Here is a 13,478-nt window from a genome sequence, read left to right as displayed (position 1 = left end):
GGATTCACGGCGCGACGAACTCAGGGCATCGACCACCGTGAAGAGGTGTTGAACGCCCAGTGCTGGTCTCGAGTCAGGTTCGCCGGCCCACGACCGGATTGAGCTCGGAGTCCGCAAGGCCACCGGGCTCGATGCCGGGGAGGAATTCGCGCCACGTGCCACTGATCAGCGTCGGCGACTCCACGACGCGTGTCCCGTCGGCGAAGTAGGTGGTCGCCAACGCACGGCGTGGCTGCGTCGTCCGGTTCGGGCCCGCGGTGTGGAAGCACAGCGCGGAGTGGAACGACACGTCGCCCACAGCGAACGGCTCCGACTCCACGGAGACATCGCGCTCGACGAAGCGGCGAGCGACGGCCTCGTCGTACGACGTGCCGACCTTGTCGAACTCCAGGTCGGCTACTTCGCTCAGAACGGTGCGACCGCGGGCGAACGAGAGCGGTCCCATCCGACCGGGAATGGCGGACATCGGCATCCAGGCGGTCACGGCGTCAGTGGTCTGCAGCGGGAAGTGCTCGGCGTCGTGATGCCAGGGCGTTCGCCCGCAGCCGGGCTCCTTGGAGAGTGCGTTGTCGTGATACAGCCGAACGCCGGACACGTCGAGAAGGGTGGCGGCCAAGCCTCCGATCCGGGGCGAGAGCGCCACGGTACGCATCAGGTCGTCGTGCAACCACATCTGTTCCAGCGCGGTGAACCGGCCGGCGACGTCCTCACCGTGCTCGGCGCGCAGCAGTTCCTCGAGCCGCTCGGCGAGTCGCCGGACCACGGCCGGAGACAGCACGCCCGGTAGCCGTACGAATGCTTGTCGCGCAAAAGCTTCGACGGAGGCAGGATCGAGGTCGTAGGGCTCCGCCAGCTCGCGCTCGACCTGTTCGTCCGTGGCCGCCTCGACATCGGGCAGGCCGGGGCCGTCGACCAGTTCGGTGGACGTCGCGTCGTTGGCGGCGAGGGTGACGTACCAGTCCCACCAGTCCTGATCGTCGCCTGCCCAGTCCTGATCGATACCGCCGTCCCGGTTCTGTTCGGGAAGCCGCTCGTTGGTCGTCGGATCGGTCAGAGCCACAGCAGGGCCGCCTCATGGGAGAAGGTGTAGGCACCGGACGAGTCACGGCACGACGCGAGGTAGTCGCCCAGCACCGGTGCCGCCTCCATCTCGTCCAGGGACACGGAGTCGTCGAATGCGCAGCGCTGTAGGAAACCCTCGGCGATGGCGCGATCGGAGGTACCGGTGGTGTACGTGACCCGCTGGTCTCGCACGTCCGCGCCTGCGCGTATCAGCGCGTCGCGTACCTGCTCGGCCGTCGTGTACGGGGTCGCGTCGCGCACGCCGGCGCGGAAGGCGTCGTAGAACGCCAGGTAGTGGGACGACGCCGTGGCCTGCGCGACCAGGCCGAGGCCGCCCGGGGCGAGCGCAGCCACGAATCGTTCTGCGGCTGCGTCCAATTCGGCCGGCGGAAGGGCGTAGAGCGCGTGGGTAGCCCACACGACGTCGTAACCGGTGTGATCCGCCGGCAGGTCTTGAAGAGTCATCACCAGGTCGTGGCGGGCCGCGAACGGTGCGCCCAGAGCCCCCCGTGCTTCGGCGACGGAGAACGCGGACGGGTCGAGCAGGTCGTAGGCGATCTCGGGCACCGCCGACAGGTCGGTGTAGCGGCGGAGAGCGGTGGGGAACTTTCCGCTGCCGCAGGCGACGTCGAGCAGTGACCACCCGTCGTGGGCCCGGTCGGCAAGGAGAGTGGGCCACTCGGCTGCCAGGGCCAGCTGTCGGTAGTCCTCGGTGGCAAGCGCGTAGAACGCCTCCATGCCCGTCCGACCGGCCTCGCTCCAATGCTCGAGACTGCGTTCGGCTGTATCTCCGCTGCTCACGACATTCCTCCTAGGAAGCCGACCGCAGCACACCGGGTGGGTGCGTCGTGGTTGACTCGTATCGATGTCCAACATAGCGCCGACTCCGCCGACCGACACCGCTGCCGTGCTCATCGACGGGTTGCGCGACGTTCGGCGTGGCGCTCCGGCGCTCGCGGGCCTCGAGCCCGACTCCTATGCCCGACAGCACGCCGCCTTCGAGCGACTCTCCGATCAGCGGGGTCTGATCGCCGAGCACTTCGCCGGTCGGTTGGCGACGAGGGGAGACGGACCGATCTCGGTCCTGTCGGTGGGATGCGGCGACGGCGTGCTCGACGCCAGACTTGCCGCAAGCCTTGTGCGAGCAGTTCCCGGCCGACCGGTTCGGTATGTCGGCGTCGACCCCTGGCTCGGGAGCGCCGACCTCTTCACGTCCACGATGGATGCGCTGGGAGCCGACGAGCTGAGCACTGACGCGTTCGTCGCATCGTTCGACGACTCGCCCGTGGACGAGACCTTCGACGTCGTGATGTTCGTGCACTCGATGTACTACGTCGTCGATGTCGGTGCAACGCTGCGTGCCGCGCTCGCCCTGCTACGTCCCGGCGGCGAACTGTGGGTGGCTGTGGCACCGACGGCCGCACTCAATGCGCTGGTCGGCGTTCTCGCACCGCCCGTGGAAGGTCATCGGCAGTGGTTCAGCGCCGACGTCGAGAAGGCTTTCGTGGATGCCGACATCGTCATCGACGACGCGGTCACCCTGGACGCATTGGTGGACCTGGCGTCCGCGAGCGACCTTGTGCTGAACTTCGCAGTCCAGGCCCAGCTGAGCCCTGACCTGTACGGGCCGGTGCGCGCCTACCTGGAGGCGGTGTCGGTCCCCGGTGACGACGGCGGGCTTCGAGTGCCTCACCCGGTCGACGTGTTCGGCACGATCCGTCGGTAACGCGTTCACCTGCCCTGCACCGCGGTGTCGATCATGGCGCCGACAGCGCGGGCTCCCGTCGACGTCATGATCGTGCCGGCATGATCCAGTCCGACCATCGATTCGACCGACGTCACGTCCAGCGCTTCGATGTCTCGCGGAGAATACATCGGCGCCGAATCGGCCCCGATGCTCCACTGAGCGTGCAGGAATCGGACCGGAACTGTGATGTCCCGAAACCGCGAATCGCCGAAGAATACGTCCGTAGCGTCCGCGACGACCGCCTCGGACGACAACCTGACCGACCCGTCGAGGAGGTCGTGTTCGGCGTACTCCCGCAGTAGGGGGTCGGTACGGTCGAGCAGCGGCAACGACGTCGACACCAGGTGGTCGACGTAGTCGTCGGTATCGTTCCACCGCTGCTGAGTACGAGCCATCCTGTCCATGAAGACTGCCGCGACGTTCTCTCGGGTGAGACCCGCGGGCGGTCCTACCGGCACGCCCCCGTCGACGAGAACGAGGCTCTTCACTCGGGACGCATGCCGAGCCGCGAATTCGACCGCCACGAACGCGCCCATCGACATACCGCACACGTGCACGGCGTCGAGTCCCAGCGCATCGACGACGGCACGAAGGTCGTCGGCGTGCTGGGCCAGCGAGGACGGACCCGAGATGTTCACGCTGTCACCGCGACCGCGGAGGTCCGGTGCGACCAGTGTCAGGTGTGGCGCCTCCGTGTGCAGCCAGCCCCACAGCCTGCGCTGGCTGGAGACCCCGTGCACCACGAGAATCGGCTCCGAGGTTCCGTGGAGAATCTCGACGGCCATGCTGCCGCCGGATACCGGTACTCGTTCGATAGTCATGTTCAGACTGTAGAACGGGATCTCAGGTGCTGAGCTTGCACAACATCCGGGACGAGATGATTCGCTCTTGTTATCGAAGCATCGATCGTGTTGACTGCGGTGCGTGAGCGAACCCACGACAGCCGAGCGCGACACCATCCGCACGACCGTCCTCGTGTACGGAATCTACGGCTACACAGGGCTTCTCGTGGGGTGGGAGGCAGTGCGCCGTGACGTGGACATCATCGCGGCCGGTCGCGATCGAGTTCGAACCGAAGCGGCAGCCCGCGACCTCGGAGTGCAATTCCGTGTCGTGGCACTCGACGATGCGGAGGGCCTCGACGCTGCGCTGGCGGACATCGACATCGTCGCGCATTGTGCGGGCCCGTACGAGCGGACGTCGGCACCCATGGTCGATGCGTGTCTTCGAACTGGCACGCACTACCTCGATCTGACGGGGGAGGCGGACGTGTTCGAAGCGGTGTACGCCCGCGACTCCGACGCGCGTCGCGCCGGTGTCGCACTCGTTCCGGGAGTGGGTTTCGACGTGGTTCCCACGGACCACCTCGCAGCAGTGGCGAAACAGGCCCTCCCCGAGGCGATCACGGGCGATATCGCCATGGTCAGCCCTGGTGGTTTCAGTCGCGGCACACTCAGCACGGCCCTGCTCGGGATGGCCGCGGGAAACAAGATTCGCGTGTCGGGTGAATTCGAGCCCGTCGCTCACAGCCATCGCATCCTGACCATCGACTTGCCGGGTTCGAAGAAGGCCACGGTCGCATCCACTCCACTCGGTGATCTCGCGTCCGCCGCCCGCACTGCAGGCCTGCAGAACGTCACCACCTTCACCGCCCTGCCGGGAGCGACGCTGTTGCGACGACTCGATCGGCCGATGCGTCGACTGCTGTCCGTCCGTGGCGTCGGCGACGCTCTGGAGAAGCTGCTGGCGTTCGTGCCCGTTCCGTCGGAAGCGACGCGAGGTCGCACTCGCAGTGCCGGGTGGGTTCGGTTGACCGACGGCTCGGGCCGCAGCGTGGAGCGGTCCATCGAGGTGGACAACACCTACGCCTTCACCGCGAAGTCGATGGTTCAGGCAATGATCGCGCTGGCGGAGTCTCCGGTGACCGGTGCTCTGACACCATCCACGGCGTTCGGAGTCGACTTCATCGACACGATCCCCGGCGTCACCCCGGTGAGAGGTACTGCGGCCGAGGTGGGTTGAACCGAGCGCGGTTCACTCGGACCGGGGGAGTCGCAGGGCCCACTCGTGCGCCCAATCCAGCAGCGGCTCACCGGCGTCGAGCAGCGCCCGACCGTCTGTGGCCAATCGGTACCCCCCGTCGGAACGCTCGATCAGCCCGACGTCCCTCAGCTCGCGGAGGCGCGTGTTGAGGGTGCTGGCGGCCATACCGTCGGCGAGTTCCTGGAGCTTGCGAAATGTGGCGGGACCGTCCCGGAGCGACCACAGGACGGTCAGAGCTCCGCGGCGGCCGAGGAGGTCGAGCGCGACCATGATCGGCCTCCCCGAGCGGGAGCCGCGCACCGCCTGCCCCGGTCGTGGTGTCGTCGCGCTCATGGGCGTCACCATACGTCGCATGTCAGCTCGCGATCACCGTCCGCCGGAACGGTCGTATAGGCGTGCGTCGGGTCCTCGTACGAATCGTGGACTTTGGACCCCGGAATCCGGGGTCCATCATCCACGATCGTGGGCAGGCCTAGCCGCCGAAACGGTCACAGAGCGGTCCGGTGATGTAACCCGTTCGAACAGAACTCGTCGGGACGTTTCATAGGAAACGCGGGTCAGGGGATAGACCTCGTCGAATGGGGTCCAAGATGAGCGGCGTGACCTTGGTGATAATCGCGGCGTCGGTGGAACTGGCCCTGATCGTGGCTCTCGTCGTCGTGCTCGTCGTCTCACGGGTGAAGCTGAGGAAGACACGGGCGGCGCTCGAACGCGCGAGAAGTGACTCGCCGCGTCGTCGCCGCCGGGGACTCGCGCCGCTGGCGATCAAGACGGCGTTCAACACGGCGGACTCGCTGGTTCACAAAGGCTTCGGGGTCACGGTGCGTAACTCGGTCGAAGACCTGGCGGGATGGGCGCGGATCGAGCGGCCGGACCTCGCGCGGATGACTGCTGCCGGTGCGGTGGTCATCGCCTTCTCCGACATCGAGGGATCGACGGCGCGCAACGAGGAGCTCGGGGATCGTGACTGGTTGAAGCTACTCGAGCGGCACAATCGCTTGGTCACCGAGAAGGTCGAGTCCCATGGCGGGCACGTGGTCAAGAATCAGGGTGACGGCTTCATGATGGCGTTCTCGGACCCGGGCCAAGCGGTTCGATGCGGGATGCAGGTGCAGGCGGCGCTCAACGACAAGCCGGAGCGCTGGAACGGGATTCGGGTACGTATGGGTATCCACACGGGCAGTTCGGTGCGCCGGGGTAACGACCTGTTCGGGCTCAACGTCGCGCTGGCGGCCAGAGTGGCGAGTCAGGCCGACGGCGGCGAGATACTGGTGAGCGAGCAGGTCCGCGAAGCGCTGGAGCCGTCACCCGGCATCGCGCTCGGGACCCCGCGCGAGGTCCACTTGAAGGGGTTGTCGGGCGCCTTCAGTCTCTATCCGGTCGAACTGCCGGCCGAGCTCGTCTAGCGAAGATTTCTCACAGCCGGCACCCATCGGGCATCCAGCGGGGTCCCGGGGAAGCCCCATAGTTTTCGTCCCATGACACACGAAGCATCGCCCCCACGACGAGTCTTTCGAACGGGCCGTGGCCGCACTGCCCTCATCTCCGCGCTGCTGGCGGGTGGTCTCGTGCTCGGCGGGTGTTCTGCCGAGGCGGCCGACACAACGACCGCTCCTACGTCCACCGTGACGTCCAGTCAGAGCGCGGACGGTACCGCTGCTGCGTCCGCCGACGCCACGACGACTACCGGGACCATCACCGACAGTGCCTCTGCGGCTGAGGCTTTCCTCGCCACTCTGACCGACGAGCAGCGTGAGCAGGTCAAGTACGCCTATGACGACGACACCAAGACGACCTCCTGGTCCAACTTTCCCGTCACGTTCGTCGATCGTGCGGGGCTGAACTTGACCGACCTCACCGACGAGCAGCGGACCGCCGCCATGGCCGTCCTCGAGTCGCTGCTCAGTGACGACGCCTACGCGACCGTCACCGGCATCATGGGCGGCGACGAGTACCTGCACGAGAACAGTTCGTCGACCGAGGAATCGTTGGGGCAGTACTACATTGCCTTCTTCGGTGACCCGTCCGATACGTCGGCGTGGGAGATCCAGTTCGGAGGGCATCACCTCGGTATCAACGCCACGCTGGACGGCGCAGCGAACGCGATCACGTTCGCGCCCACCCATCTGGGGATCCAGCCGGCCGCGTACACCGCCGCCGACGGCACGACTGTGCAACCGTTCGACGGTATCTACACCGATGCCTTCGCGTTCTACGACAGTCTCACCGAGGACCAGAAGGCGAAGCTCTATCAAGGTGAGAGCATTCCCGACATGGTCTGCGCACCGGGCAGCACCTGTGACTTCCCCACCGGCACCGGCCTTTCCGGCGCGGAGTTGACCGACGACCAGCGACAACTACTCCTCGCGGTGATCGCGAACTGGGCGGGTATGGCCGACGACGAGACCAACGCTGCACAACTCGCCGAGATCGAAGCCTCGTTGGACACGACCTACATCGACTGGTCGGGGGCGACGACCTACGACATGAGTCAGGGCGACGGCATCTACTTCCAGATCAGTGGACCGGACGTCTACCTGGAGTTCGCGGCACAGCGGGGTTCCGCTGGTGCGGACGTCGACGGTGTGGTGACCTCGGGCTGGGGACACGTCCACACCATCTACCGGGACCCCACGAACGATTACGCCGGCAGCGTCACGCAGCAGGCGGCGACAGGCGGCGGTACGCCCGCTGGTGCCGGGCGCTGACCCGCGGTCAGAGAACGGACGCGAGGGGTGGCCGCAGGAATGCGCGCAGCCCTTCGTCGTCACGCACGGCCTCGCTGTCGAACATGATGACGCTGATGCCCAGCCTCACCACCAGTTCGACGACTCGGTCGCTCTTCTCGGTGAGCTGGGGATATTTGTCGAACATCGGTGCCAGCAGCTCACGAGCTATCGGGGTAGCTCGAAGTACTGTCTCCCGCATGAAGATCGGGTTTCCTTCGTTCGCGAACAGAAGGGTGGTCAGAACTGCGTCGCGACGCACTTCGGTGACAGCCGCCACCGCGAATTCCACCAGATAGTCCAGGGGGGTGTCGGTCGCCGACGCGTGGTCCGAGATGACACCGAGGACGCCGAGGGCAACGGTTCCGACAGCCTCGGACACCAGCGCTTCTTTGGATCCGAACAGGGTGTAGACGGTCTGCCGGGAGACGTCGGACTGGCGGGCTACGGACGCGACGGTGACTGCCGAGAAACCACCTGTCGCGATCAACGCGAGTGTGCCTTCGATCAACTTCTCTCGTGCCGACACCAGGACATTCTGCCACGGACCACGATGTCGTTGGGTCTCGGAATACTTGACACATTGGGTCGTATCTGTCAGATTCTGCGTACCGACAGCAGAGGTCGGTGCTCACCGGGGGGTGCTCGACGCATCGGTGAGCTCGTGCGTCGATCCGGGGGTAAAACCGCATGACACCGTTCACTCGCCGTACGTTTCTGACCGGAGCCGTAGTGGCGGGTGGTTCGGTGATGGCGGGTTCGGTCGCCGGACGTGCCGCGGCGCAGGGAATCGGCGCACGCGTGCAACGGGTTCCATTGTCCCGCGAGGATCACCGGGTCGTGGTCGTCGGTTCCGGTTTCGGCGGTGGGGTCTCCGCTCTGCGCCTGGCTCAGGCGGGTGTGTCGGTGACGGTGCTCGAACGGGGATTGCGGTGGCCCACGGGTCCGAACGCCGAGACATTCCCGCACGTGAAGTCGCCCGATGGCCGTCTGCTCTGGTACGGCTCCGCCAAGAACGCCTTCGGCCGCCCGATCGATGTTCCCGCCTACACCGGACTGGTCGAGGCGGTACCGGGGGAGAACATGACTGCGCTGTGCGCAGCCGGCGTCGGTGGTGGATCCCTCGTCTACCAGGGGATGACGCTGCAACCGGCCGAGTCGGTGTTCGCCACACAGTTCCCGGCGGAGCTGGACTGGGGGCTGCTCGATCGCGTCCACTATCCGCGGGTGGCGCGCATGCTGCATCTGCAGGTCGCGCCCGACGAGCTGATCGACAGTCCCAACTACGCTGCGCCGAGGGCTTTCCGGGACAACGCTCGAAGGCTCGGGCTGCCGGTGTCGAAGATCCCGATGCCGATCGACTGGAACTTCGCGCTCGACGAGCTCCGCGGCCGAATGAAGCCGTCCTACACCAACGGCGACGGCGCCATCGGCGTCAACAACGGCGGAAAGTTCTCTGTAGACGTCACGTACATCGCGGAAGCGGAAGCGACCGGTCTGGTGACCGTGCAGACGCTGCATCAGGTCACGGACGTCGAGAGGGCCCCCGACGGCCGGTGGACGGTATACGTCGATCGCATCGACACGACGGGGAAGGTGCTCGAGAACAAGATCCTGACGACGCCGACCCTGATCATGGCCGCGGGAAGCATGAACACGACGCGCCTGCTGATGCGGGCGGGTGCATCCGGACGGATCCCGGACATGCCCGACGCCCTCGGCGAAGGATGGGGATCGAATGCGGACCGGATCTACTCCTGGACCACGCTCGACCAAGATTTCGGGCCTGCTCAGGGTGGTCCGGTGGTGTTCGGAAGTCTCGACTGGGCTGACCCGTCGCGAGCGATGACCGTCATCCAGGCGTCGTTTCCGCCGATCGGATTCGACCCTCGCACCACGATTCTCGTCGGCTACGGCGTCAGCGACGCCCGCGGACGCTTTGTGTACGACGGCGCTCGAGACGACGCGGTCCTACGGTGGCCGCACGAGGCGGATGCCGCGATCCAGAGTCGGATCGACCCGCGCGTGCGTGCCATCGCGGGCCCGAACAGCATCGTCGTCGACACCAACGCGGTGTTTCCCTCCACGTGGCATCCGCTCGGCGGAGCCAACATGGGAACGGTGTGCGACCTGGAGGGTCGAGTCGAAGGACAACGCGGCCTGTACGTTCTCGATGGCGCCCTGATCCCCGGCAACTGCGCGGCGTGCAATCCGTCGATGACCATCGCCGCGGTGGCCGAGCGCGCCCTGGACAAAATCGTCGCCGCCGACGTGGGGTCGATCATCTAGCGTGCGTCACGTCAGCGGCCGATCCGTCCGATCCCGCTCGGTGGGCCGAGTGCACACCCATTTCGTGAACCGCACACCCAGTGCGACTTGCTGCAGAGGGTGTGGGCTCCGGGTAAAGGGTGTGCGCATACCTGCGTGGGAATGCCGTCCTCAGGGGGTGTCGAGGTGGTCCGGCACCTGTCGTGGCGTACTGCGGTCCGGTATCAGAGCCGGGATGGCCCGAACGTAGACGACCATCCCGATGAGTTCGACGAGCGTCTGCGTGACGACCACGACTGCTGCAAGGGACAGGCTGTCGGGGAGTGCCAGGGCCAGAGGAAGAACGACCAACGAGTTACGAGTGGCACCGGAGAAGGTCAACGCGCGGCTCGCCGGCACATCGAGTCGGGCGAAGTGTGCCAACCACTTTCCGACGAACGCCATGACGACGAGAAAAGCGACGAAGATCGGGACGGCGGCGACCGACCGCATGCCTTCGGTACGAATGGTATCGATCTGAGAGGCCACGACGACGGCCAAGGTCGCCATCATGATCGGAACCATCGACGTCGCCAGGAAGTCCATGACGACACCACCCGAGCGGTAGCGCCTCGCGAGAGCCTGGGTCGCTGCCGCTGCTGCCAGGGGAAGCGCGATGAGCAGCACGAAGGCCTCGGCGAAGGGGGCGACGTCGATGACCGACACGACGTCCGATCCGACGAACAGCCACAGATAGAGCGGTAGGAAAGCCATCTGCAGAAGCATCAGAAGTGGTGCAGCAGCGAGCAATCGCTCCGATGCCGCACCGGCGAGCCCGCTGAAGACGATGACGTAGTCGATGCACGGTGCGAGGAGAACCAGGAGGGCGCCGACCACGACCGCGTCGTTTCCGTCGACGAATCTGGTCAGTGTAAACGCCACGAGGGGGACTACGACGAAGTTCAGTGCGACGACGCAGGCAAGAAACCTCCTGTCTCGCAACGATTGTCCGATAGCGGCGAACGGGACTGCGAGGAAGGTCGCATACAACAGCAGAATCAGGACCGGATTGATCGCATGTTCGAAGGTAGATGCAGTGGACGGCGCACCGAGCCCGACCGCCGCTCCCAGCGCAAGTGCCACCAGATACAGCGGGATCTGATGTCTCTCCATCCATGACACGACGCTTCGCTCCCGGTGGCCTAGTTGTCCGTGGTGGCATCGAGGTGTGCGACGTCCTGATGTCTGGGGGCGAGGATATAGGCGGCAACGTAACTGACCGCACCTACCGCGCCGATGATCGAGAGAGGCACCACGTAGTTCGGCGTCGAGGGGTCGGCGACCGTTGATGACGCGGCGCCGCCCCAGATGAGGAACACGGCCCACGCTCCGACGACGGGGATCATCGACCAGAATGCGAACCGGTGTCGGAAGCTGCTGCGCGACCGGGGCTGCCAGTGCAGTGTCGTTTTCATAGCGAACCTGCCGCCGCAGACAGCCACGGATCCGACGACGAGGCCGACGATCGATCCGACGACGGCTCCCAGGATCAGACCCGCCGTGTTGGCGACACTGTCCAGCATCACCGCAGCACCTGCGAGTGCTCCGAGTGCGGACGCGACAACCAGCTCCCGACCGACCCACGTCATGGGTCCACTGAATCACGCTCGAGGCGATCAGTCGTACAGAACTGCGCGGCCCTGCTCAACCAAGGCGTTCAAGCCTGCGCGGAAACGGTCCAGGTATTCCGGTGCATGGCCGACCCAGTCGGTCATCTCCCCGACTATCTCCACCGGTTCCGCACTGCGGTACGACCTGGTGGGATTCCCGGGGAACTTCTTGTCGGTGACGTTGGGGTCGTCCTCGACATCTCCGTGCGGCTGTACGACATAGACGCGGCTGCGGCCGTCGCCGACCGCCATCTCGGCTGCGAGGACCGCTCCGTCCAAGACCATCGTCATGTAAACGTAATTGGAGATGTGCTCGGGCCGATAGTTGGACCGGTGGCCGGCTGTGAGGAAGTCGCCCACCCGAAGGTCGGCCTTGGTGCCGTGGAAGAACGCACCCGATTCATGCACCACGAAGCGTTCCGGCGTATCGGCCATGTCTGCCATTCGATCCCCTCCATCGACGGTGTGATCGGGAGAGTGTGCACCGCGCACGGGCCCTTGCCGCAAGCCCCACTGTCGGAGTTATGGTGAGAGTGGCGAAGAGATACCGATGCGGGGCTCGACCTTCACCTCGGGGCCAGGCTCAGACTGGTGGAATGACAACCACAACTCCGGACGTCGTGACCCGCTACCTCGCTGCCGCTGATGTCGACGACATCGATGCGCTCGTCGACTGCTTCGCGCCGGACGCCGGCGTGACCGACGAAGGCCATACCTACCGCGGACACGACCAGGTCCGACGCTGGCGCGACACGGTCGCCGGGCGCTACACCTACACCACCACCGTGACGGGTTCGGAGGTCGTCGATGCCTCGAACTATCGCGTATCGGTCCGTATCGCCGGAAACTTCCCGGGCGGGGTGGCCGACCTGGTGTATCGGTTCGAACTCGACGGTTCGTCGATCACGGGTCTGCGTATCGGTGGATGAGAGACTGTTTCAGTGGCGACGAGGGTGACCATCGGTGAGTTCTCGACGATGACGCGGCTTACTCGGAAAGCGTTGCGGCTCTATCAAGACGTCGGACTGTTGATGCCTGCAGAGACGGACGCGTTCACCGGATATCGCTACTACGACATCTCGCAGGTCGGCCGAGCCCGCACGATACGACGGTTACGCGATCTGGACATGCCGATTGCGGACGTCGCGTCGTACTTCACGGCCGACGACGAGGTGAGTCGGCATCGGGTCCTCACAGAGCATCTCCAGCGCCTGGAGGACAGGCTCACGTACACCCGCGAGGCCGTCGAGGCGCTCCGATCGATGATGACGACGCCGATCGATCCTGTCATCGAGATGCGCACGGAGACAGCGTTCGTCGCGACTGTCGTCACCGACACGGTTACCTTGTCGGCGATCGCACCGTGGTGGAACGACGCTCGCGACACCCTGACATCCCGTCTACGCGAGTTCCATGTCGACGCGGTGGGCGTTCTCGGTGCCGACTTCGACATGGAACTCTTCTCGGACGAGAAGGGAACCGCATCGCTGTGGTACCCGGTCGACCCCGTGGGCGCAGCCCGGCAAGGACTGGACGTGGTGCCGTACGCCGAAGCCCGCTACGCCGTAGCAGTCCATCGAGGACCGGACGCACGCATCGACGAGACGTACTCGGCACTGGGCGAATACGTTTCGTCCCGCAAAATCGGTGTCGCCGGCCCGGTCAGAGAGCGGTACCTTGCCGGTGTGCACGGCGGGGAGGACCTGGTGAGCGAGATCGGCTGGCCCGTGCGCGAATCTGCGTGATGATGCCGGTCATCGTTCGAGTGCGTGCCCGTCGTATCGACGATTGTGGATCGCGGTGATCACCGCGCTCGGCACGTACAGAACCATGACCACGATGATGGCCGTCACGACGAAACTCGGTGTCGGGTCCCACGCGTCGGTCCAGATCCGCATGGCGGCTGCCGCGACGAGTATCGCCGAGACGATCATGAGCGTCAGCGTACCGATCGGTCGGAAGTACTGATCGATCATCGGCCTG

16 protein-coding genes are annotated in these 13,478 nt (G+C 65.6%); 7 read left to right on the top strand and 9 right to left on the bottom strand.

Annotated features, from left to right (window positions below; genetic code table 11):
• Positions 1-73: 73 nt before the first annotated feature.
• Together RU01_RS21240 and RU01_RS21235 are read right to left on the bottom strand one after the other, a co-directional pair.
• On the bottom strand, positions 74-1,060 hold the full coding sequence (locus tag RU01_RS21240) for a phytanoyl-CoA dioxygenase family protein (RefSeq protein WP_052493402.1): 987 nt from the start codon (positions 1,058-1,060) through the stop codon (positions 74-76).
• A complete protein-coding gene (locus RU01_RS21235) occupies positions 1,051-1,863 on the bottom strand; it encodes a class I SAM-dependent methyltransferase (protein ID WP_197074851.1) in 813 nt (270 codons plus the stop codon). Before RU01_RS21235 ends, RU01_RS21240 begins: the two co-directional genes overlap by 10 nt.
• A gap of 64 nt (positions 1,864-1,927) precedes the next feature.
• Here RU01_RS21235 and RU01_RS21230 point away from each other — a divergent pair, with 64 nt between their 5' ends.
• Positions 1,928-2,788, top strand: a complete 861-nt coding sequence (locus RU01_RS21230; RefSeq protein WP_042576578.1) for a methyltransferase domain-containing protein — start codon at positions 1,928-1,930, stop codon at positions 2,786-2,788.
• Between the two features lie 5 nt (positions 2,789-2,793).
• Here RU01_RS21230 and RU01_RS21225 read toward each other — a convergent pair whose 3' ends face one another.
• Positions 2,794-3,630 (bottom strand): alpha/beta fold hydrolase, encoded by an 837-nt coding sequence (locus RU01_RS21225; RefSeq protein ID WP_042576577.1) that lies wholly within the window; start codon positions 3,628-3,630, stop codon positions 2,794-2,796.
• Between the two features lie 103 nt (positions 3,631-3,733).
• On the opposite strand from RU01_RS21225, the gene RU01_RS21220 reads away from it, so the two are divergent.
• Positions 3,734-4,831 (top strand): saccharopine dehydrogenase family protein, encoded by a 1,098-nt coding sequence (locus RU01_RS21220; RefSeq protein ID WP_052493401.1) that lies wholly within the window; start codon positions 3,734-3,736, stop codon positions 4,829-4,831.
• 12 nt (positions 4,832-4,843) lie between these two features.
• On the opposite strand, the gene RU01_RS21215 is transcribed toward RU01_RS21220, so the two are convergent.
• The gene (locus RU01_RS21215; protein ID WP_042576671.1) at positions 4,844-5,185 is read right to left on the bottom strand and encodes a winged helix-turn-helix transcriptional regulator; all 342 of its coding nucleotides are present in this window, start codon (positions 5,183-5,185) and stop codon (positions 4,844-4,846) included.
• A 257-nt stretch (positions 5,186-5,442) separates the two neighbouring features.
• Here RU01_RS21215 and RU01_RS21210 point away from each other — a divergent pair, with 257 nt between their 5' ends.
• Both RU01_RS21210 and RU01_RS21205 read left to right on the top strand, forming a co-directional pair.
• Positions 5,443-6,258: an adenylate/guanylate cyclase domain-containing protein gene (locus RU01_RS21210; RefSeq protein WP_231568801.1), complete on the top strand. Its 816-nt coding sequence runs from the start codon at positions 5,443-5,445 to the stop codon at positions 6,256-6,258.
• A 72-nt stretch (positions 6,259-6,330) separates the two neighbouring features.
• On the top strand, positions 6,331-7,560 hold the full coding sequence (locus RU01_RS21205) for a DUF3500 domain-containing protein (RefSeq protein WP_042576575.1): 1,230 nt from the start codon (positions 6,331-6,333) through the stop codon (positions 7,558-7,560).
• Positions 7,561-7,567: 7 nt separating this feature from the next.
• Here RU01_RS21205 and RU01_RS21200 read toward each other — a convergent pair whose 3' ends face one another.
• On the bottom strand, positions 7,568-8,107 hold the full coding sequence (locus tag RU01_RS21200) for a TetR/AcrR family transcriptional regulator (RefSeq protein WP_042576574.1): 540 nt from the start codon (positions 8,105-8,107) through the stop codon (positions 7,568-7,570).
• 161 nt (positions 8,108-8,268) lie between these two features.
• On the opposite strand from RU01_RS21200, the gene RU01_RS21195 reads away from it, so the two are divergent.
• A complete protein-coding gene (locus RU01_RS21195) occupies positions 8,269-9,867 on the top strand; it encodes a GMC oxidoreductase (protein ID WP_082043301.1) in 1,599 nt (532 codons plus the stop codon).
• Between the two features lie 150 nt (positions 9,868-10,017).
• On the opposite strand, the gene RU01_RS21190 is transcribed toward RU01_RS21195, so the two are convergent.
• The 3 genes from RU01_RS21190 to arr are packed head-to-tail and all read right to left on the bottom strand — an operon-like array spanning position 10,018 to position 11,930.
• Complete coding sequence (locus tag RU01_RS21190) at positions 10,018-10,998, bottom strand: arsenic resistance protein (RefSeq protein WP_042576573.1); 981 nt, start codon at positions 10,996-10,998, stop codon at positions 10,018-10,020.
• Positions 10,999-11,027: 29 nt separating this feature from the next.
• Positions 11,028-11,474 carry a hypothetical protein gene (locus RU01_RS21185; protein WP_042576572.1) on the bottom strand — a complete coding sequence of 149 codons (447 nt, stop codon included), beginning with the start codon at positions 11,472-11,474 and terminating at the stop codon, positions 11,028-11,030.
• Between the two features lie 27 nt (positions 11,475-11,501).
• Positions 11,502-11,930, bottom strand: a complete 429-nt coding sequence (arr, locus tag RU01_RS21180; protein WP_042576669.1) for an NAD(+)--rifampin ADP-ribosyltransferase — start codon at positions 11,928-11,930, stop codon at positions 11,502-11,504.
• Positions 11,931-12,091: 161 nt separating this feature from the next.
• On the opposite strand from arr, the gene RU01_RS21175 reads away from it, so the two are divergent.
• On the top strand, positions 12,092-12,424 hold the full coding sequence (locus RU01_RS21175) for a nuclear transport factor 2 family protein (RefSeq protein ID WP_042576571.1): 333 nt from the start codon (positions 12,092-12,094) through the stop codon (positions 12,422-12,424).
• Between the two features lie 12 nt (positions 12,425-12,436).
• Positions 12,437-13,240 (top strand): MerR family transcriptional regulator, encoded by an 804-nt coding sequence (locus RU01_RS21170; RefSeq protein WP_156149036.1) that lies wholly within the window; start codon positions 12,437-12,439, stop codon positions 13,238-13,240.
• Between the two features lie 9 nt (positions 13,241-13,249).
• Here RU01_RS21170 and RU01_RS21165 read toward each other — a convergent pair whose 3' ends face one another.
• A complete protein-coding gene (locus RU01_RS21165) occupies positions 13,250-13,471 on the bottom strand; it encodes a hypothetical protein (protein WP_042576570.1) in 222 nt (73 codons plus the stop codon).
• Positions 13,472-13,478: the final 7 nt, after the last annotated feature.

The sequence above is a fragment of the Rhodococcus sp. MEB064 genome (assembly GCF_000834565.1).
In the GTDB taxonomy this organism is placed as follows: Bacteria; Actinomycetota; Actinomycetes; order Mycobacteriales; family Mycobacteriaceae; genus Rhodococcoides.
Note: the sequence above shows the minus strand (reverse complement) of the source record. Positions and strands in the feature narration are given on the sequence as shown.